Annotated in this window: 23 protein-coding genes; 13 read left to right on the top strand and 10 right to left on the bottom strand. The window is 45.1% G+C overall.

Annotated features, from left to right (window positions below; all coding sequences use genetic code 11):
- Positions 1–2: 2 nt before the first annotated feature.
- The 6 genes from VX941_01300 to trxB all read left to right on the top strand — a co-directional run bounded on the left by VX941_01300 (position 3) and on the right by trxB (position 5,413).
- On the top strand, positions 3–1,010 hold the full coding sequence (locus tag VX941_01300) for a GTP-binding protein (protein ID MEE2932045.1): 1,008 nt from the start codon (positions 3–5) through the stop codon (positions 1,008–1,010).
- A complete protein-coding gene (locus tag VX941_01295) occupies positions 1,007–2,254 on the top strand; it encodes an aconitase X (protein MEE2932044.1) in 1,248 nt (415 codons plus the stop codon). Before VX941_01300 ends, VX941_01295 begins: the two co-directional genes overlap by 4 nt.
- Complete coding sequence (locus tag VX941_01290; protein MEE2932043.1) at positions 2,251–2,673, top strand: DUF126 domain-containing protein; 423 nt, start codon at positions 2,251–2,253, stop codon at positions 2,671–2,673. The genes VX941_01295 and VX941_01290 overlap by 4 nt, the downstream gene beginning before the upstream one ends.
- Before the next feature lie 17 nt (positions 2,674–2,690).
- On the top strand, positions 2,691–3,572 hold the full coding sequence (locus tag VX941_01285) for a TauD/TfdA family dioxygenase (protein MEE2932042.1): 882 nt from the start codon (positions 2,691–2,693) through the stop codon (positions 3,570–3,572).
- Positions 3,573–3,584: 12 nt separating this feature from the next.
- Complete coding sequence (locus VX941_01280) at positions 3,585–4,385, top strand: N-acyl homoserine lactonase family protein (protein ID MEE2932041.1); 801 nt, start codon at positions 3,585–3,587, stop codon at positions 4,383–4,385.
- Positions 4,386–4,453: 68 nt separating this feature from the next.
- The gene (gene trxB, locus VX941_01275) at positions 4,454–5,413 is read left to right on the top strand and encodes a thioredoxin-disulfide reductase (protein ID MEE2932040.1); all 960 of its coding nucleotides are present in this window, start codon (positions 4,454–4,456) and stop codon (positions 5,411–5,413) included.
- 30 nt (positions 5,414–5,443) lie between these two features.
- Here the strand turns inward: trxB and VX941_01270 are convergent, their stop codons facing one another.
- On the bottom strand, positions 5,444–6,340 hold the full coding sequence (locus VX941_01270) for an NAD(P)-dependent oxidoreductase (GenBank protein ID MEE2932039.1): 897 nt from the start codon (positions 6,338–6,340) through the stop codon (positions 5,444–5,446).
- A gap of 184 nt (positions 6,341–6,524) precedes the next feature.
- Here VX941_01270 and VX941_01265 point away from each other — a divergent pair, with 184 nt between their 5' ends.
- From VX941_01265 to VX941_01255, 3 genes are all read left to right on the top strand, one after another.
- Positions 6,525–7,067 carry a polymer-forming cytoskeletal protein gene (locus tag VX941_01265; protein MEE2932038.1) on the top strand — a complete coding sequence of 181 codons (543 nt, stop codon included), beginning with the start codon at positions 6,525–6,527 and terminating at the stop codon, positions 7,065–7,067.
- A 51-nt stretch (positions 7,068–7,118) separates the two neighbouring features.
- Entirely contained in the window at positions 7,119–7,442 is a 324-nt protein-coding gene (locus VX941_01260) for a DUF1491 family protein (protein MEE2932037.1), read from the top strand.
- A gap of 100 nt (positions 7,443–7,542) precedes the next feature.
- Positions 7,543–9,042 (top strand): CoA-acylating methylmalonate-semialdehyde dehydrogenase, encoded by a 1,500-nt coding sequence (locus tag VX941_01255; protein ID MEE2932036.1) that lies wholly within the window; start codon positions 7,543–7,545, stop codon positions 9,040–9,042.
- A 134-nt stretch (positions 9,043–9,176) separates the two neighbouring features.
- On the opposite strand, the gene VX941_01250 is transcribed toward VX941_01255, so the two are convergent.
- From VX941_01250 to VX941_01210, 9 genes are all read right to left on the bottom strand, one after another.
- Positions 9,177–9,320: a hypothetical protein gene (locus VX941_01250; protein ID MEE2932035.1), complete on the bottom strand. Its 144-nt coding sequence runs from the start codon at positions 9,318–9,320 to the stop codon at positions 9,177–9,179.
- Positions 9,321–9,457: 137 nt separating this feature from the next.
- Positions 9,458–10,051, bottom strand: a complete 594-nt coding sequence (locus VX941_01245) for a hypothetical protein (GenBank protein ID MEE2932034.1) — start codon at positions 10,049–10,051, stop codon at positions 9,458–9,460.
- A 673-nt stretch (positions 10,052–10,724) separates the two neighbouring features.
- Positions 10,725–11,165, bottom strand: a complete 441-nt coding sequence (locus VX941_01240) for a metallophosphoesterase (protein ID MEE2932033.1) — start codon at positions 11,163–11,165, stop codon at positions 10,725–10,727.
- A gap of 74 nt (positions 11,166–11,239) precedes the next feature.
- On the bottom strand, positions 11,240–12,022 hold the full coding sequence (locus VX941_01235) for a glycerophosphodiester phosphodiesterase family protein (GenBank protein ID MEE2932032.1): 783 nt from the start codon (positions 12,020–12,022) through the stop codon (positions 11,240–11,242).
- Entirely contained in the window at positions 11,994–12,608 is a 615-nt protein-coding gene (locus VX941_01230; protein MEE2932031.1) for a TerC family protein, read from the bottom strand. Before VX941_01230 ends, VX941_01235 begins: the two co-directional genes overlap by 29 nt.
- Positions 12,609–12,713: 105 nt before the next feature.
- Positions 12,714–13,511: an enoyl-CoA hydratase-related protein gene (locus tag VX941_01225; protein ID MEE2932030.1), complete on the bottom strand. Its 798-nt coding sequence runs from the start codon at positions 13,509–13,511 to the stop codon at positions 12,714–12,716.
- Between the two features lie 29 nt (positions 13,512–13,540).
- Positions 13,541–14,338 (bottom strand): cupin domain-containing protein, encoded by a 798-nt coding sequence (locus VX941_01220; protein MEE2932029.1) that lies wholly within the window; start codon positions 14,336–14,338, stop codon positions 13,541–13,543.
- Between the two features lie 26 nt (positions 14,339–14,364).
- Positions 14,365–14,859, bottom strand: a complete 495-nt coding sequence (locus VX941_01215) for a cupin domain-containing protein (protein ID MEE2932028.1) — start codon at positions 14,857–14,859, stop codon at positions 14,365–14,367.
- A gap of 41 nt (positions 14,860–14,900) precedes the next feature.
- Positions 14,901–15,752 carry a TauD/TfdA family dioxygenase gene (locus tag VX941_01210; protein ID MEE2932027.1) on the bottom strand — a complete coding sequence of 284 codons (852 nt, stop codon included), beginning with the start codon at positions 15,750–15,752 and terminating at the stop codon, positions 14,901–14,903.
- A gap of 232 nt (positions 15,753–15,984) precedes the next feature.
- On the opposite strand from VX941_01210, the gene mtnA reads away from it, so the two are divergent.
- From mtnA to VX941_01190, 4 genes are all read left to right on the top strand, one after another.
- Complete coding sequence (gene mtnA, locus VX941_01205) at positions 15,985–17,103, top strand: S-methyl-5-thioribose-1-phosphate isomerase (protein ID MEE2932026.1); 1,119 nt, start codon at positions 15,985–15,987, stop codon at positions 17,101–17,103.
- 104 nt (positions 17,104–17,207) lie between these two features.
- The gene (locus VX941_01200) at positions 17,208–17,675 is read left to right on the top strand and encodes a peptidylprolyl isomerase (protein ID MEE2932025.1); all 468 of its coding nucleotides are present in this window, start codon (positions 17,208–17,210) and stop codon (positions 17,673–17,675) included.
- A 119-nt stretch (positions 17,676–17,794) separates the two neighbouring features.
- A complete protein-coding gene (locus VX941_01195) occupies positions 17,795–17,980 on the top strand; it encodes a hypothetical protein (protein MEE2932024.1) in 186 nt (61 codons plus the stop codon).
- 107 nt (positions 17,981–18,087) lie between these two features.
- Complete coding sequence (locus tag VX941_01190; GenBank protein ID MEE2932023.1) at positions 18,088–19,062, top strand: lysylphosphatidylglycerol synthase transmembrane domain-containing protein; 975 nt, start codon at positions 18,088–18,090, stop codon at positions 19,060–19,062.

Below are 19,062 nucleotides of genomic sequence, written 5' to 3'. Positions count from 1 at the left end.
TTATGCTGACTTCGGTACCAACCAATCTAATAACTGGATTTCTTGGTGTTGGGAAGACAACGGCCATTCGCTCTATTTTAGGGCGCAAACCACACTATGAGAAATGGGCAGTGGTGGTAAATGAATTTGGAGAAGTTGGCATAGATGGTATTATGTTGGATGGAGAATCTGAGCATGTCCGTATGGTGCCGGGTGGATGTATTTGTTGTGTATCTAATGTTGCGATGGGAGTGGCCCTTACAGATCTTATACGACGTCAGCGGCCCGACCGAGTTCTCATTGAGCCCACGGGTCTTGGTCACCCCGCTGGTGTACTAGACCTTTTACGTAACTCCGAACAATCTGGTCAAATTGACTTGCGTGCAACGCTGTGTCTTGTAGATCCGCGGAGGATTAAAGAGCTGAGTCATAGTGGATCGGAGGTATTTCAAGATCAAATCCATATGGCAGATGTTCTCATTGGACATAAATGGGATCTATCAAATGATGTGAATAAAAAAACATTTCAGGAATGGGCGTCAGGGTTGTTCCCCTCCAAAGTTCACTTTACCTCGGCTAGTAATGGGTCTATTGATTTGGAGCTTCTCGATCTCGATCTTGATCCTACTCGAGCCCCTCTTTTTCCAGAAGCTCATTCGGCAAATCATCGGCACAAAACAAAGAAAGAATCTGATTTGGCTCCAAATCGACCTCTGCACTTCAAAACTGAGGGAGATGGGTACGTGTCATGTGGTTGGTTATTCTCACCGTCAGATATATTTAATCGACGCAGTTTGATCGCATGGGCTGAGCATATAAATGGCATCTCACGTTTGAAGGGCGTTTTTCGGACAGGACGCCATTGGATGTTGATCAACCGATCCGACGATGAAATGGGAAAGGCCACTATCGCCTACCGCCGAGATAGTCGAGTTGAAATTATAGCCAAAAAAGAGAACATGCCAGACTGGGAAGATGTTGGGACGAGTCTCCTTGCATGTTTGCGACTTCGTGATATGAAAAAAATATGAAACTTGATGACGTAGAAAAGGCTATGCTCGATGGAAAACACGGCAGGGCCGCCGCTTGGGCGATAGGGTTTCAAAAAGATGTCGGCACTTTCTTTGATGCCGAAGATTTTGTTCCCATAAGGCTCGTTCATATTAGCACTGATAGAGAGACGATGGGTGACAGTGGTATTGCCTTCATAGAAGAGCTGGGCAGTCTTAGGCCGAGCGAACGTTATCCGCGAGCGTATGCCGCCGCTGATTTTCGAGGTTTTGATAAGGAAAACTTTAATTTTCTTCTGCCGGGACGAAACTTGGAGGTAGAGGGTAGGCAGGCAGTTGACGCCCTCGGCAAACTTGGGGTTGTCACCAACCACGCCTATGTCAATGACCACTCTGTCACTGCTCCTGGTTTCGGCGAAGCTTGCGGTTATAGTGGCACACCCTCGGTTATATATATGAACAGTATCGTTGGAGCGCGTTGTAATTTTGAGGCGGGCCCATCAAGTTTAGCAGCTTTCTTTACTGGTCGTGTTCCTCGATATGGTTTTCACTTGGATTCTAAACGGTTTGCCACTCATGGCTTTAAGCTTGATTTTTCCCCAGCAAACATAGTCGATTGGGGGGTTGTCGGCGCACTTATCGGCAGAGAGCTAAACTCATATTGGTGCGTGCCAGCTCTTGAGCTAACTGGGCCACCACCCACGGTATTGGAGCTAAATCATATGGCATTGGCAATGGCGAGTTATGGCTCGATCGCAATGTTTCACGTTGTGAATGTTACACCTGAAGCTCCCGATTGGGGAGCTGCGGCAGGAGGGAAAAAACTTGATGTAAAAACCATTAATTTCGACGATGTAAGAACGTTTTATCAGGAGTGGGGTGGTATCGGTGATGAACTAGATGTGGTTGCTCTATCCACACCACAGATGAATGTAACTGAAATCATCGAAATTGCCGCGTTGCTTGATGGCAAAAGGGTTCATGAACGAACCACTTTGCTGATATACACTCCCAAAGAAATTAAACAAGCATGCGCTCGTATCGGTCTTACTCAGATAATCGAAAAGGCAGGTGCGAGGTTGGTGCACGGTCATGATTTTTTTGCGACCTTTGCGAAAGAAATACGCTTGGCACATAAATGGGAGCGGTTAATGACTCATTCAGTAAAAATGGTAAATATTTGTGCAGGATATGGCTATCGACCGACCCCAGCATCCATTCAGCGTTGCATACAATCGGCTATTGAGGGAAAGGTCCTTGGATGAGTTTATTGGAAATTAAAGGCCATTCAGGGATAGGTCCAACAGTACATGGTATTGCTCTATCAGCACCTGATGATTTCAGCACGCGTTACGACTTAGATCGTGATCGCGGCATATTTTCACGCCCAAGCCATGAACTGTATGGGGAAGAATTTGTCGGTCGTATTTTGGTGCTTAACGCAGCAAAAGGGGGTGTAGCATCAGCATGGATGCTGCGTGAGATGGTCAAAAAAGAAAAAGCTCCTCTTGGCCTTCTCCTCAATGATGGCAATCCTGTTATGGCGCAGGGGGCGGCATTTGCAAAAATGCCGTTTATGGATCGCTTCGATGTGGACATTACAACCGCCATATCCACCGGTGATGAGATTGAGATTGTTCCAGCACGAGGAATTGTTAGAATCCTTTCAAGGATTAAGACTTAGGACTAAGGGAGGAATTCATGGGAGTTGCTAAAAAGGTTTTTAATGAAGAGGTCGCATTCGCGCCTGCTACGGAGCATATAGGATCTGAGGTGTCAGGGATTGATCTGGCCAACCCATTGCCTGATTCAGTTTTTCAACAAATCCAGAGAGAGTTGCACGATCGCAGCGTTCTCATATTTCATGACCAAAATTGGTCACCAGACGAACACATTGAGTTTTCCAAGCGGTTCGGTCTATTGGAAAACCATGTTTTAAGCAATTATTGTCTGCCAGGACACCCAGAAATATTTGTCGTTTCAAATATAATAGAAAACGGAAAGCATGTTGGTGCATTCGGGGGTTCGAAACGGTACCACTCTGACCTGTCATATATGAAAGAGCCAAGTCTAGGTTCTATTTTCCATTGCCTTGAATGTCCCGAGGGTGAAGGCGAAACTTGCTTTACAAGTATGTTTGCAGTTTATGAAGCGTTGCCTGAGGAGCGCAAACAATGGCTTCTTAAAAGAATGGGAGTGCACGACTATGTATGGAATTTTGAGAATCATCACAAGGACCGACCTCCTCTAACCGATGAGCAAAAGACATCCACACCGCCTCAATCGCATCCTGCAGTGATTAGTCATCCCGAAACGGGCCGTAAGGCACTCTATTTGTCAGCTGTTTTTGTTCGCCGTTTCGAAGGCATGGAAGATGTGGAAAGCCAAAAAATAATCCATGAGCTGATGGAGTTTGCGAGTCAGGCTAAATTTGAATATGTACATCGGTGGACGCCAGGTGATGTCATCATATGGGATAATCGAAGCGTGTTGCATAAAGCTCTTCCATTTGATGAGAAAAATGCCCGTCGTCGGATGCATCGCACCACGGTTCGTGGTTCTCGGCCCACACTAGCTGTTTAGAGAATAGCCAAAATGAATACGTGGGAAATTTATGTGCTCAAATATGCGGAGCGCACTGATGCGCTAAAGCACGAACATTTTTTATTTACGGATGTGCACAATGGTCCGATGCCAATGGACTATTTTATTTGGGCACTTAAGAATGAAGAAGGCCGTGTGATTATAGTGGATATGGGGTTTGAAGAAAAAGAGGCAAAAAAGCGGGGGCGGCGATTGCTTCGCACGCCGGCGGAGGCGCTCGCGAAGATTAGGATCGACGCTGGCGAAGTCGAGGACCTCGTCGTCAGCCACATGCATTACGATCATTGCGGCAATGCACATGAGTTTCCCAAAGCGACATTTCACATACAAGAACGTGAGATGGCTTTTGCTACAGGGCCTAATATGCAACATCCGGTTTTCCGTGATATTTTTGCTGTTGATTATGTGGTTGATATGGTTCGCGCACTTTTCGGTGACAGGGTCGAGTTTGTCCACGGCTTCAAGGAATTAGCACCTGGAATAACGCTACACCATGTTGGTGGGCATACCGATGGACTGCAGGTGGTGCGTGTTAATACTCAGCGTGGTTGGGTAGTGCTTGCAGTTGATGCAATCCATCTGTATGCCAATATCGAAGAAAAAAATCCTTTTCCATTGGTTTTAAACGTTGCTGACATGTTGAATGGGTATAGTACCATTGCCAAATTGGCAGACTCACCGGAACATATTATCCCTGGTCACGATCCACTGGTTTTAAATAGATTTCCGAAAGTTCCTGGTGCAGAGGAATTTGCGGTTCGGGCTGATCTTGTTCCGAACCATTGGAATTGATTACTTGAAAGATAATCGCTGAAACGCTACGTCGACACTATGGCGCACTTATAGAGAGGGTTATGAAAATGGGTCATCATCACAGTAAAGTCTTGATCATTGGATCTGGTCCTGCGGGCTATACTGCCGCAATTTACGCGGCGCGCGCCAATCTCAAGCCACTTATTGTTGCTGGAATGCAGCCTGGCGGGCAGATGACCATAACTACGGATGTTGAGAATTACCCGGGGTTTGAGCAGGTAATACAGGGTCCATGGTTAATGGAGCAGATGCAAAAGCAGGCTGAGGGTGTCGGAACCCAGATAATTTATGACATGATTAACGATGTTGATTTTAATCAGGATACTTTTCAAATGACTGGCGATATGGGAGATACGTACAGTGGTGAAACTGTTATTATTGCCACTGGTGCCCAAGCACGCTGGCTTGGCCTCGAATCAGAACAAAAATTTCAGGGTTTTGGTGTTTCCGCATGCGCTACATGCGATGGTTTCTTTTTCAAGGATCAAAGCGTTGCGGTGGTTGGAGGAGGTAATACTGCTGTCGAAGAGGCATTATATCTAACAAACCATGCCGCAAAAGTCACAGTCATACACAGGCGAGATTCGTTCCGAGCGGAAAAAATACTACAGGAGCGATTACTTCAGAACGAAAAAATTGAAGTGATTTGGAACAGTGTCGTCGATGAGGTGCTAGGGGGTGGTGATCCACTTAAGGTCACTGGGGCTCGTATTAAAAATGTGAAATCCGAACAAAAAATGGATATTGAATTACAGGGTGTTTTCATAGCTATTGGGCATGACCCAGCAACCGGGGTCTTCAAGAATAAAATTGATATGGATGATGAAGGTTATATCCTAACCAAGCCCGATAGTACGGTAACCAGCATACCCGGTATCTTCGCTGCCGGTGATGTAAAAGATAAGACCTACCGGCAAGCAGTTACGGCTGCTGGGATGGGTTGCATGGCTGCTTTAGAAGCTGAGAAGTTCCTTGCCGAGCACGAGATGCCCACGGCAGCGGAATAGACCCGTCTGAATCAGATCCATTTATTTACCTTAAAGCTTGGTTTTTCGTGTTTCCTGAAGAAGCTTTGCTACCATAGTGTGATCAGACGAAGGCCCGTAATGGTCAACCGTTTCTGCAAATGCATCTCGCACTAGTGCCGTGCACGGTGCACTCAAGCCGACATTACGCGCTAAATTTTGAGCAATAGTTAGATCCTTAAGCATTAAGCCGCTCGTAAACCCCGATTCCCAATTCTCTTTTAAAACAAACTGATGCATTTTCAGTTCGGTTGCATTGTTTCGGCCTGATGACTTGTTTATGACGTTAGTTAGTGTTGACGGATCCAGGCCGAAACGTCGACCTATCAAGAGTGCTTCCGTAGTTGCTAGGACGCTTAGAGCTGAAAGCATATTATTCATTGCCTTGGTTGCATGGCCGGCACCAAGTGGCCCGCATTCAAAAATATCACTGCTTACTGCTTCAAAAATAGGCTTTGCCCGAGCTATTGTGGCGCTCTCTCCGCCCACCATGATAGAGATGGTGCCTGAAACTGCCCGTTTCACTCCACCAGAAACAGGAGCATCTAAAAAGGGAATATTTTTATCTTTCATGATTTTACCGATTTCCAGCGTTCCCTCCGGCTCTGATGAGCTCATGTCAATGAATAGCTTACTGCTATCGAGCCCACCAATAAGTCCGTCCTCGCAATTGACGTCCCCTAGCAATATTCGATTGACATCCTTGCCTGTCGGAACAATGGCAATAACTACATCGGAGCTTTGTGCAAGGCTATGGAGGCTGTTGGCGGCGCGCGCACCAAACTCATCGACAAAGCTATCAACTGCTTCTCGGTTCAAATCAAAAACAATCATTTCATTGCCAGCGCGTGCGAGATTTGCGGCTATCGGGCGCCCCATATTTCCGAGACCGACGTATCCTATTTTCATGTAATTATTCCTATTACTCAATTATTATTAGATGATATCTTAAATATATCAAATATTAATAAAATAATATATGAATGTTATTTTCCTAAAAGCTTGAATTTTTGAATTATCGACTTCCTTGTTCTTGTGCAAGTTATTTAGTATTATAAAAATTCATAAAAATAAACATAGTAGGGGCACCTTTATGGCGATTTCGGAAAAATTAAAATGTCTTCTTCGCGCGAATAAGCTGGGAAGTCGTCGCATCACCCAGGAAAGAACTTCTGTGTTATCCAAAGATTTAGTTCTCCAAGGGGATATCTTTGGCGATGGTGAAATTTATCTTGATGGAGGCATCAACGGCAATGTTAGCTGCGAGCAGTTGATAATTGGCCGTGATGGCTATATCAACGGGAAAGTTAAGTGCAAAGAGGCTGAGATACATGGGAAAGTCGTTGGTGCCATATCGGCAACCGATGTTGTATTGGCTAAAACTGCAAAGGTAATTGGCGATGTAAGCCATAAAACGCTCAGTATTCAGCCTGGCGCTGTAATTGACGGCTTTTGCAGGCAATATGATCTAAATGTCTCGAGTAAAGGCACCACTACAAAGTCCTCTGCTGGGGAGGTACTTGGCAGGGTTAGAACGGGCCGTCCAAAGCAGAAAAGACTTAAAAAATCTATTGATAACCCCTTAAGCACTTCAACCGGAAAGGCCAATGGCTACAGTAAGCGAACTGTTCATTGAGGCAAAAAGCTGCGTACCGCGGTACTCTAAATAAAAATGTCTGATGTTCGCATGCCGACCAACATTTGGATACAAGCCCACCTTGCTCGCTTGTCAAGAAAAGGGGTTCCGGCTGTAGTGCTCAAGCGGGGAGATAAAAATAGTGGTGTTATAATCTTGAAAATAAATCGGGTTGAGACCGGTGTCGATATTTTCATGCAGGAACGTGATTTATCAGGAAACTTTATTTGGCAACCCGCACTTGACGGACGTCGTGTGCAAGATCCTGAAGCTGATTCTTTCACTGACCGCCAGGCTAAATATGACCCCGATATTTGGATTGTTGAGATTGAGGATCGTGAGGATCATAGTCTTTTAGAAATTTTAGAGATGTGAAATCTTTTTGCTAATTACATGTGATGAGATTGTTATCTCATATCACTCGGGTTTGTCCAAATTATAGTAACTTGTACTATATCGCTGAAAGGGATTAGGAATGGTGAAAGAATTGACCCATTATGTGGGTGGCCAACATATCAAGGGTGAGAGCGGACGCTTTCTCGAGGTTTTCAATCCAGCTACAGGCGAAGTGGCGAGTAAAGTGCCACTGGCAGGAATTGGAGAAGTACAGCAAACCATTGAAAATGCTCAGGCTGCATTTTCTGATTGGGCAGAAACACCTTCCCCCAAGCGTGCAGCAGTAATGTTCGCAATGCGGGAAATCATGAGCCAGAGGCGCGAAGCGCTTGCCACAGTTATTAGCTCAGAGCATGGAAAGACTATTGATGACGCTCTCGGTGAAGTGCAGCGAGGAGTTGACGTGATTGAGTTTGCCTGCGGCATACCACATCTTTTAAAAGGTGAGCTTTCAAATGATGTAGGGGGTGGAATAGATACTTTTTCCATTCGCGAGCCACTTGGTGTGGTTGGAGGAATAACACCATTTAATTTTCCAGTCATGGTGCCTTGTTGGATGGGAGTGATGGCGGTTGCCTGCGGAAACTCTTTTATATGCAAGCCGTCGGAACGCAATCCATCAGCACCTCTTATGATGGGGGAACTATGGACGGAAGCTGGTTTGCCGGATGGTGTTTGGAATGTATTAAATGGCGATAAAATAGCTGTTGATGGATTGCTGATGCATTCCGATGTGCCGGCAATAAGTTTTGTTGGTTCAACGGCGATTGGGGAATACGTGTACCAAACCGGCACAGCGCAAAATAAACGTGTTCAGGCTTTTTGTGGTGCAAAGAACCATATGGTGGTAATGCCTGATGCTGATATGGATCAAGCCGTTGATGCATTAATGGGTGCAGGCTATGGCTCCGCTGGTGAGCGCTGTATGGCGATTTCCGTAGCGGTTCCCGTTGGAAAAAGCACGGCGGATGAGCTGGTCAAGCGCTTGAAGCCGAGAGTTCAGGCACTCAAAGTCGGCCCATATACTGACATGGAAGCTGATATGGGGCCGGTCATAACGAGCCAGGCAAAAGACCGCATTGAAAAATTAATTGCTAAAGGTGAGGACGAGGGGGCAGAACTTATTGTTGATGGACGGAACGTTAGTCTACAAGGATATGAAAACGGATTTTTCCTTAACGGTTCGTTGTTTGACCGAGTAACAACGGATATGGACCTATACAAGCAGGAAATTTTTGGCCCTGTTCTTAGTATTGCTCGGGCGCAAGATTTTGACTCGGCTATAGAAATGGTGAATGGACACGAATATGGTAACGGTGTCGCAGTTTTCACTCAAAGTGGTGACGTTGCGCGGTCATTTTCAAAACAAGTTGATGTCGGAATGATTGGTGTCAACGTTCCGATCCCGGTGCCTATGGCGTTCCACCACTTTGGTGGTTCCAAACGCTCGAAATTCGGTGATACTCAAATGCATGGTCCTCAATCCATTCACTTTTTTACAAAACTGAAAACTGTGTCTGCTCGCTGGCCAAGCGGTATAGAGGGTGGTGCACAATTTACAATGCCAACAAACCGGTGAAGCTGATTTATTAAAATCGCAGGATTAGTAATATACGTCTAATCCCCCACGGACATCTATTTTTTGCAGTGCAAGAAAACGGGACTAGTTGATGTGCACGGTACAGGGGGATTTCTTTATCTTACAGATGTGTTTCATTCAACGATTAGTGTTGGGCCAAGCAGTAGGCTTCCCGCTTTATGTCCCGTTGGCAGATCAATCCACATTCCTCGTTTAAGTGGAAATACTTTGGCGGGTATTTCCAATGGATAGGTGCCAGTTGTTGACAATACAACCACACCATCTGGCTCATGAAACTGGATTAACCTTGTTTTTCCTTCGATGAATTCTTCTCCAATCCGACAGCCTTTTGGAATTACGCTATGGAGCGTTTTGATTATGCGAGCCCCTGTTTGTGGGTTATAAAGGCGGTCGACTAAGCCTTCGCAAAAAAATATCCGCGGTCTATTCCAATGAAATTATCGACAAAGACACTTACTTTTGTATGACCTAAGGCCCCGATCGTTGCTTCAACGATGCGTTTATGGTGCGACTCCTCAAGTTTCTTCGAGTTCAATGGTTGGCGCCGGGCAAATTGCACATGGGCTGCTGTTCGAATGTTAAAATTGGTAGAATATTTTTGAATTTCACTTAAAGTTTTTATGGGGCATTCTTTTGGGCCTACGCCAAATACAACGCCGCTGAAGACTTCTTTTGCACCGTCAAGAGCCATCAGCTCGTTTACCAAATTAAAATCATCTACGTTAAACCCATGGCTGAGGCTTAGAGTTTCTCTGTTTTGACGATAAGAGTTTGAGAAAATCGTTACCTTGCTCACCAGTTTTTCAATTTCCGACATCAAATCGCCAACGCAGCAAGTTGGCATAATGAGCTCCCACGCATTTAGAATTTCACCAAACTCGTTTAAGACATTCCTGCCTTCGTTTTTCGGTAATCTGTAAGAGAAAACAGTAAACCGATGGCCCCGAGCCGCCAATTCTCGCACGCGCCTACACGTATCTCTTTTCATTAGGTCGTCAAGAGGTTTCCGTAATTCGCTTATGCCTATTTCCCACAGTGCTAAAAGAGGATAATCATTACGGATCTATTTTGCGCTGAAAGAATCTAGGCCCCATGGTGTGGTGATATTGGCTTTTTCACACCACGGTTGATGTAGCGATATGCCTAGAGCTCCGTAAGCTGGTGACAGACCATGTGCAGGTGGTAGCAAGATCTCATTCTCAAAGGGTTCCGAAGTTTGGCTCTTAGACCGCACGATATGCGTAAGATGTCCCACCTTATTAAAATCTACTTAGGCAAAACCTAGCTTTGCTGTGTCATGCCGTCCTTGTTTGAGGTCTATAGGTGCTGCTCGGAACAATTCGTGGTAATTGTGACGCAAAAAACAAGTTGAAGGTAAGACATAGAGGCTAGTTTCGTCGAAGTAGTTAAAGAAGCAATTGTGAATATGGCCGGAAAAAAAGCCTCTACCTTATATCCAGAAAATAGATCGAGAAGCCACTTACGCTCAGGCAAAACGGTGTTGTCGAAGTTAACATCCTCATCTGCCTCGGAGAGGTATAGTGGGTAGTGTGAAAATACGAATATGCGCTTTCCTGAATTCGTGGCCAGCATAGTTTCAAGCCACTCACGTTGCTCTTTTTCGCAATCCAACCCTGAATTACTAACCATGCCATTGATGACTACAAACAACCAGCCTTCATGTTCAAATGAAGGAAATGCTTCTGGAATTGTTCTTCATAGGCGGCGATCATTTTATTATTAACGAAGCCTTGTGACATCTCAGGATGGATGGGGACGCCTAAATAATGTTTTTGTCCAATATCATGATTGCCGACAACGAGATAAAAAGGACAACCTACATTCTTAAAAACCTCATAAAATGCCTTAGCGGACCTATTATAGGCAGGGTGGTCTGGTCTCGGATGCGTTGTATTGCGAAGATGAATAACAAAGTCGGGGGAAAGTCGCTTAAGCTTGCGAACGATATGTGCTAATCGTTTAACGCTCAATGGCACGGTCTCTTGATCTAAACCATCAATCGCGGGCGCATCTTTTTCTGTAATGTGAGTATCAGCAATGACGGCAAAACGAAACAGTGTGTTTCTATATTTGTTTGTCACCTTTTCAGTCCCTACTTTTCAATATTTCGAATAATCTGTACAAACTTAGTTGTTGTAGTTTGATGCTGTTGTTTTCAATCAGCCATACTCATGGGCGCAAATATTGTCCCTGGGACATCAGTAAAAATACTTGGAACGCCCATCGCAAATAGGCTCTCGGCTCTTTTTCTGTCATTTATCGTGAATGCCAGAAGCTTTATTCCAGTTGATTGCACCATTCGGACTTGGCGCTGATCTAAGCTTTCTTCACTGACATGTAGTGATGAGCACTGCAACTGCTTAATCAACAAATGCCAGTTTGCGGGAATTTCATGGACAATTAATGCCCGAGGCACCTCGGGCAAATTATATTTTAACATTTGAAGAGTTTTGTGGCAGAAGCTTGAAACCAACATCGGTGGTGATTTGGGAAAATTGGCTACTGTTCGGGTGACTGCACACACAGTTTCACGTTCCCTGCCAAAAGATGACTTGATTTCTATGTTGCAGCCAAGATCCAATTCTCTGGCAGCACTTAAAGCCTGATTAAGTGTAGGAATACCCTCACCCGTGAAATCGGATCCGAACCAGCTTCCAGCGTCAAGATCTTTCAGGGATTTGAGACAACGATCGGCTAAGAGTCCTCTGCCATTTGTTGTGCGTTCCAAAGAGCTATCGTGAAAAAGAACCAACTCACTGTCGCAGGTTAGTCGGACATCAAACTCTACCCAGCTTGTGCCGAGGTGAGCGGCTTGATGGATGCTTGCTAGTGTATTCTCCGGGGCATAACCCGCCGCTCCTCGATGTCCTATAAATTTTGGAAGGCTGAAAGCCAATTTCTTCTCACTGTCAAACCATGAATTTTGTATAAACTTCAATGCCTCCGCGATAAATCATATCCCCTGCAACCCACACTATAATAGCTAAGCCGGCGTAAGCGATCCAACGGAAACGATCAAGTAAGGACGCAATAAAGTTAGCTGCAAACGCCATTAAAGCGATTGAAAGCACCAACCCGAAAATAAGAATTTCAATATGATCTCTTGCTGCTCCAGCTACCGCAAGGACATTATCAAGCGACATCGAAACATCCGCTATTATGATATTTAGTAGGGCCTTACGCATACTTATGCTTTGGCCCATCCCATCCTGAGGAATCTGAGATCCTTCATCCTGCCGGCCCGGACGAATCTCCTTCCACATGCTCCAGCACACCCAAGCCAATAGTAAACCGCCAACCAAAAGGAGACCTGGGATTTTAAGAAGATACACTGTAAGTGCTGCAAAAATAATACGGAGAATAGTGGCAGTAACGATACCAAATACAATAGCTCTTCGCCGCAAATCTGACGGCAAACCAGCCACGGCTAGCCCGATAACAACCGCATTGTCACCAGAAAGTACGAGATCGATAGCGATAACTTGGAAAAAAGCAATGACTGCTGGACTGAAAACCGTTTCCATAGATAATGCCCGAAAGTATTGAGTGACAGGTTATAGGGATTGAGCTACTGCCCAACCTTAGAGAGAAGTCTCCAACTCTTGGAAGTACTATAGCATTTTTTTAAATCAATCTGATTTCGTCCGAAATTTGTTAAAGTCAGGTTTGCGTCCTTCGACCCATGCTGCTGTGCCCTCCATCCGTTCTGGTGCGTCAGAAAAGAGGTCGATCATGTCGCGAGCATGAAATAACGCAGGATATTGCATGTCATGCTTCAAGTTCATAGAAGTTTTAAGAATGCGAAGGGAAGTAGGGCTTTGATCGAGCACCTCATCGCACCAACGGTCCACTTCATCGTAAAGTTCATTATGAGGTACAACTTTATTCACTAGGCCCATTTCCAATGCCTCTTGTGCCGAGTATTCACGTGATAAGAATATTATTTCACGTGCTTTCCTTTCACCAACAAAATGTGACATCAATGTGGTTCCCCAAAACATTGGAGCTCCGGCGCGTTTTGATCCGTGTTGTCCCAGGATTGCTCGGTCGGAAGCTATGGCGAGATCACAAAGCATCTGTAATTGGTTGCCACTACCGATAGCACGCCCATTAACCGCAGCAATGACTGGCTTACCACACCCGCGAATGGCCTGCGCCGCTCCGAGTAATTTCCGAAAATGTGTGCGATGTGTCCCTGGACGCTTGGTCAAATGCTGCTTAACTTGGCCCCCCTCATTGAAATGGGTATCCCCTGCTCCCGTTAACACAACAACACCGATTGATGTGTCTGAATCTGCTTCATGAAATGCGGTCATGATCTCCACAAAACTATCGCCGGTAGTTGCATTATTGATCTCTGGTTTGTTGAGAGTTATTGTTGCAACATGGGGACGTTTCACCTCATACTTTATATCTTTAAAATCCATTTTTTCCTCCGTTAAATTTTTATATATATTTAGTCTTGGATCTGAACCTCAAGGAAGTCTGTGGACTCAAAATAGCAATAACGCGTTGGCTCAACTTTGGTCATGAGACTGTATGACGAACCTTTTGGAATATGCAGAAGGTCTCCACTTCCAACAGATTTCTTTTCACCTTCTATTTCTGAATTCGCTGCACCACTCATAATATACAAGAAACGCTCATGAGGAGCGGCACTCATTTTTTCCAACTTTCCATCAGGAGAATCGACAAGCACAAAGTTGATGCGGTGGCCTTCGATTATTTTGATAGCACGGGTCGATTGGGTTGGTGCGTCTGGGCCTTCACTGAGGTGATAAAAACAGTTATTGAGCCCCTCTACCAAGGCTTCCGACGCTTCGGGCATTTTCTCTTTACCGGGATAAATACCCGCATCGTGTTTTGCTGTAAGCTCATCAATGCTCGGCGCCTCATCAGGCGGGGCCTCATCTGCGGCAATTCCAGCCAACGTCCAAGTGTTATCCTTACAATAAAGGTAGCTAATTGGCCCGTCCTCGCAAGCTTTCATCGAGTGGCGAGCATTTGGCGGTACATGAACGAATGTGCCTGGTTCAACAATACGGTGGTCTTTCCCAACCACTGAGTTGATTTTACCCGAGATCGGATAGATCATTAATTCATTAGGGTGGTAATGTAGTTGCGATCCAGTGCCCGCATCTTTGTTATTATTACGTAGCGTCAGGAACTTGCCTTTTACCACTGCTCCCTTACCTGATGACAGGTGTGGATTGGTTCGAAGTTGCTCCATATTCTCGAAACGATAATAAGGCATCTCGGTTTCCTTGCACTTACCCCTCTTTAGATTGGTTTCTCACTGAGTTTCTCTTGACCGTCTTTAGCATCGGGATGCATGCGCGGACCATCTTCAATTCCATCTACCGCTGGCCCAGAAATGCCGTGGCGGGTGTCTTTAGCCACAAAGAATATCACGTCTTCTTCAGGGGTAGCCACGCAGCTATGCTCAGTCCCCGCTGGAATGTGGACGCAATGGCCTTTAGGGCAGAGTACTGTTTGGTCGTCAATGTCACACTGAAGTGTGCCCTGAAGTACAAAATTATACTGTTCGTTGGGATGGGTGTGACGTTTAGACCCGGTCCCGGCAGCCTTGTGAATATATCCAACAATCACTTTTTCGCCGAATAGCGCTCCACCAAACGAGGAAGATTTTCCAGATAACCGTTTTTTAGGTTGTATATTTGCGCTTGTTGTATTGTCTGGTTGCGTGTCGAGCGCATCCATCTTGTAGACATACTGGATTTTGCCTTCGTTATAAGTCGAATGTTTATTTGACAATGAATTCCCTCCTTTTGAAACTTTTATTTACATTAGTTGCTTTAAGCAACGTAAGCCGGTAATTCGCCACTGACTTGTGTTCGGTAAAGGACGCGGCGAAATTTTTCTGAATCGTAGGGCGTGGCTGAATGAAGAGTGCACCTATTGTCCCATATTACGAGGTCGCCAGGTTCCCATTCGTGGCGATAAACGAAATCGTCATTGTCTAAAAGGCCCTCAATCTTTTCCATCAGTGCCCATGTGGTTTCCTGATCTAAGTCGCCAATGGTTCGAATTATTTCTTTATAAAGAAATACTGATTTTTTCTTCGTTACTGGGTGCGTAATTACCGCTGGATGTTCCACCGGTGGTACGCTTGCCAATTGAGATTCGGTTAACGGGGGGCGCTCGGGGTATAGAGCTGAATAGCGGTAATTTCGATCGTGCACTGCCATTTTACCCTCAATCTGTACTCGGATAGCGGTGGGGAGGTTTTCGTATAAGCGACACATGTCGGCAAAAAGAGTATCGCCCCCTTCGGATGGACACTCAATTCCATAAAGCAGCGTTACGTAGCCGGTCTTCTTCAAATAGGAAAGATCTGAATGCCAATAGTTACCACCCCTGAATGCGCCAACCAGCTTGCCGTCTTTCTTTACGTTAGAAAGTACCCGTACCTCGGGGTGTTCGGGGAATGTATGCTCAGCAAGGTGGTGAACGTCAGGCTTCCCCCAGAGTTTGGTAAATGAGGATAGTGCTGATGGTGTTAATTCTTGCTTCGGAAAATGGATCACTCCAAATTCATGCAATGCCGTTTGAATTTTGGCAAATGTTTTCTCTTCGATCGGCCCAGCAAGGTCAACGCCAATAATTTGCGCAATAAAGTCATTTTGCATTGGATTAATTGTCGTCATAAATAAACCTATTGGAAATCTTTTAAAAATGCGAGGTACACTTCCTCTTAAGAAACCAACGCGAAAATAACCAAAAGTTCTCAACACGGGAAGATATCTTATCAGAAGCAATTGTATTTTACATAGTGAACCACGCTCGTGGGGATTTTTTGACTTTGGGTTCTAAATAACACAAAGAGGAAAAGGTATAGGAGCAACGGGGTTTTTTCTTTTAGATGAGGGGTTACATTCTATGAGCATGATTACAGAAACGCATGACGCGGTGGCATTCGACACCATCGCGGTCGCTGAGAATGGCTGGGCTATAGACATCCTTGACCAGACATTCCTACCTCATGATCACGTTATAAAACGGCTGACGAAAGCTACGGAGGGTGGGGAAGCCATATCCGCTATGCGAGTGCGTGGAGCTCCTTTGATAGGCGTAACAGCGGCTTACACAATGGCTCTTGCAATGAACGAGGATGCGGGAAATAAAAATCTACGAGGTACTGCAGAAATATTGCTGAATAGCCGCCCAACAGCTATCAATTTAGCGTGGTCAGTCGATCAAATGCTAAAGCTACTGCTACCATTAGAACATAGTGCGAGGTGTAAAGCAGCCTATCAGCGAGCTAATGAGATGGCAGGCAAAGATGTTGCAACTAATTTGGCGATAGGCGAGCATGGCCTACCTATTTTGAAGGATATCAAAAAGAAAAAGAAAGAAGAATCTGAACCAATCAATGTGCTCACTCATTGCAATGCTGGAGCTCTTGCTACTGTGGGGTGGGGAACGGCGACAGCACCAATATACCTTGCCCATCAAAAAGGTTTAAATTTACATGTGTGGGTTGATGAAACGCGGCCACGCAACCAAGGTGCCAGCCTTACCGCATGGGAGCTCAGTCGCAATAACGTGCCACATACTGTTATTTCCGATAATGCCGGTGGCCATTTGATGCAAAATGGTAAAGTCGACGTTTGCATTACTGGCAGCGATCGAACAGCTTTAAATGGAGATGTGGCAAATAAAATTGGCACGTATCTGAAAGCTCTTGCGGCGCACGACAATGGAATACCATTCTTTGTGGCACTTCCGTCCTCAACGATTGATTGTAAGATCACTGACGGTGTAAAAGATATTCCAATTGAAAAGCGCCAATCAGAGGAAGTGGCATGGATAAGTGGAAAAACTAAGTCAGGAAAAATGGAGCGCGTTTGTATTGTCCCTGAAGGAACGCCAGTCGAGAATTATGCATTTGATGTTACGCCGGCTAAATTTGTAACGGGGCTCATTACGGAGCGAGGTATCACTGAAGCGAGTTATGCCGGGTTAACAGCATTATTTCCGGAGTATAAAAGGCAATGAGTACAATTAAGTGGCAAATTTGGGTGTCTGCATGGTGTGTGGCAATTTTGCTCATTATTCAACCCTCAACAGGACGGACGGTTAGTTTGGAAAACATCATTTACATGGACTTGAAGGATGGACGCGTGGTTATCGAGTTATGGCCTGATTTAGCGCCGAAACATGTGGATCGAATCAAAACATTGGCACGTCAAAAATTTTATGATGGCGTAGTATTTCATCGGGTAATAGATGGATTTATGGCACAAACCGGCGACCCGACGGGGACAGGCACTGGTGGGTCCAGCTTTCCGGATTTACCAGCAGAATTTAACAGTGCATTTCATGTGGAGGGTACTGTATCTATGGCTCGCTCGGGGAATCCAGATAGCGCTAATAGCCAGTTTTTCATTGTTTTTCAGCCAGCACCACATCTTGATGGGCAATATACAGCTTGGGGGAAAGTTATAGAGGGTATGGAATATGTTCATGGAATTAAAAAGGGCGATAGTGATCGGAACGGATCAGTTGATAACCCGGACAGCATTGTACAAATGCGCGTTGCAGCTGACTTAGAAAAAGACTCGAAATAGTTAACCTAAAACCTGATATAAACCACAGTCGCGTTCGATTAGCGCAGATAAACAGTTTATGTTACCACCAAATGAGAATAATCTAGGCATAAGAACGAGTTATTAGCGGGAAATAAAATATGGATGATATAGCAGCTGCATCTTCATTGGCCGGCAGGTTACAGGCGGGCATATCGACGTTGCGTCTTCAATTGCAACAGGAGTCTGGAACCGCGACAATCGTTGAGGAGGCCGTTCAGTCAGTTTCGGAAACGGCTGCTATTGGAGAAGGTGGCGGCAGCAAACTTGTCGATATCGTCGTTTGAATTTTTTTTCTCTCTTACCAAGGCCTCGGTCTACCCATAGAACTCGTTCGCCATTTTCAGCCCGGTCATCCTACGCGGCGAAATAAACTAGTTTTGATCTGCAACCAATGAAAAAAACGTCACCGAAAAAATATCTGCTGTTCGCCTCAAAGGCTGCGGTTACCGGTTTCTTAATCTGGTTGGTTTTTACGGAGGTCAATTTTGTCGAGCTTAAACAACACTTCAGTAATATAAAAGGTATAACGATCATTTACGTTCTGGCATTACTTTGTGTCCAGTCGTTATTAGCAGGCATCCGTTGGCGAATCGTTATGGCGCTTTTTGATAGAGTATTATCATTGGCTCTGACGGTTAGGATCTATTTTGAGGGCTTGTTTTTTAACCAAGCGTTGCCTTCCACTGTTGGTGGTGATGGCATTAGAATATACCGCGTATTCAAGCTTGGTCTGCCATTTGGAGCAGCGTTTAATGGCGTATTGCTTGACCGAGTAGCCGGTTTTATCAGCCTAATAATTCTGGTAGTGGTAGCCCAACCAATTCTGTTCCGGAAAATTCAGGAACCCCAAGCACTAATTGCATTTTGGCTAATAACAGCTTTCGGGCTTTTTGCGATTATAATGTTATTAGCGATGGGATCTCTTCCATCAACATTAAGTCGTTGGCGGGCTATTCGTGGTTTGGTAAAGTTATCTTTTGGAGCACGTCAGTTACTCAAAACACCAAGTCGGTCAATACCTGTTCTTGGATATTCTTTGATCGGTCATCTGTTAATGGTGTCAGCAGCCTTTCTTATTGCTGTCGATATTGGAATAAGCGTTAGCATCATTGACTGTATCATTATCGTACCCTCGGTTATGCTTGTGGCAACAGTTCCGATATCAATTGGTGGTTGGGGGTTACGTGAAGGTGCTATGGTGACTGCATTTGGATTACTAGGGGCGCCCGCTGCTGAAGTTGCTGCACTTTCTGTGGCATTTGGTTTTTGTTTCATTGGAGTAAGCTTACCCGGGGGAATACTATGGTTTTTGAATTCAGACCATCATATTTCCGATGCAGCGAGCTTGCAGGGTCGAGATTCTTGA

The sequence above is a fragment of the Pseudomonadota bacterium genome (assembly GCA_036339585.1).
Lineage (GTDB): Bacteria > Pseudomonadota > Alphaproteobacteria > UBA8366 > UBA8366 > UBA8366.
The sequence above is the reverse complement of the archived record's forward strand: the minus strand, read 5'-3'. Positions and strand labels throughout refer to the sequence as shown.

Coding starts and splice junctions, on each gene's coding strand:
- VX941_01300 (MEE2932045.1), top strand. CDS start 3: ATGCTGACTTCGGTACCAACCAATCTAATAACTGGATTTCTTGGTGTT.
- VX941_01295 (MEE2932044.1), top strand. CDS start 1,007: ATGAAACTTGATGACGTAGAAAAGGCTATGCTCGATGGAAAACACGGC.
- VX941_01290 (MEE2932043.1), top strand. CDS start 2,251: ATGAGTTTATTGGAAATTAAAGGCCATTCAGGGATAGGTCCAACAGTA.
- VX941_01285 (MEE2932042.1), top strand. CDS start 2,691: ATGGGAGTTGCTAAAAAGGTTTTTAATGAAGAGGTCGCATTCGCGCCT.
- VX941_01280 (MEE2932041.1), top strand. CDS start 3,585: ATGAATACGTGGGAAATTTATGTGCTCAAATATGCGGAGCGCACTGAT.
- trxB (MEE2932040.1), top strand. CDS start 4,454: ATGGGTCATCATCACAGTAAAGTCTTGATCATTGGATCTGGTCCTGCG.
- VX941_01270 (MEE2932039.1), bottom strand. CDS start 6,340: ATGAAAATAGGATACGTCGGTCTCGGAAATATGGGGCGCCCGATAGCC.
- VX941_01265 (MEE2932038.1), top strand. CDS start 6,525: ATGGCGATTTCGGAAAAATTAAAATGTCTTCTTCGCGCGAATAAGCTG.
- VX941_01260 (MEE2932037.1), top strand. CDS start 7,119: ATGCCGACCAACATTTGGATACAAGCCCACCTTGCTCGCTTGTCAAGA.
- VX941_01255 (MEE2932036.1), top strand. CDS start 7,543: ATGGTGAAAGAATTGACCCATTATGTGGGTGGCCAACATATCAAGGGT.
- VX941_01245 (MEE2932034.1), bottom strand. CDS start 10,051: ATGAAAAGAGATACGTGTAGGCGCGTGCGAGAATTGGCGGCTCGGGGC.
- VX941_01230 (MEE2932031.1), bottom strand. CDS start 12,608: ATGGAAACGGTTTTCAGTCCAGCAGTCATTGCTTTTTTCCAAGTTATC.
- VX941_01225 (MEE2932030.1), bottom strand. CDS start 13,511: ATGGATTTTAAAGATATAAAGTATGAGGTGAAACGTCCCCATGTTGCA.
- VX941_01220 (MEE2932029.1), bottom strand. CDS start 14,338: ATGCCTTATTATCGTTTCGAGAATATGGAGCAACTTCGAACCAATCCA.
- VX941_01210 (MEE2932027.1), bottom strand. CDS start 15,752: ATGACGACAATTAATCCAATGCAAAATGACTTTATTGCGCAAATTATT.
- mtnA (MEE2932026.1), top strand. CDS start 15,985: ATGAGCATGATTACAGAAACGCATGACGCGGTGGCATTCGACACCATC.
- VX941_01200 (MEE2932025.1), top strand. CDS start 17,208: ATGGACTTGAAGGATGGACGCGTGGTTATCGAGTTATGGCCTGATTTA.
- VX941_01195 (MEE2932024.1), top strand. CDS start 17,795: ATGGATGATATAGCAGCTGCATCTTCATTGGCCGGCAGGTTACAGGCG.
- VX941_01190 (MEE2932023.1), top strand. CDS start 18,088: ATGAAAAAAACGTCACCGAAAAAATATCTGCTGTTCGCCTCAAAGGCT.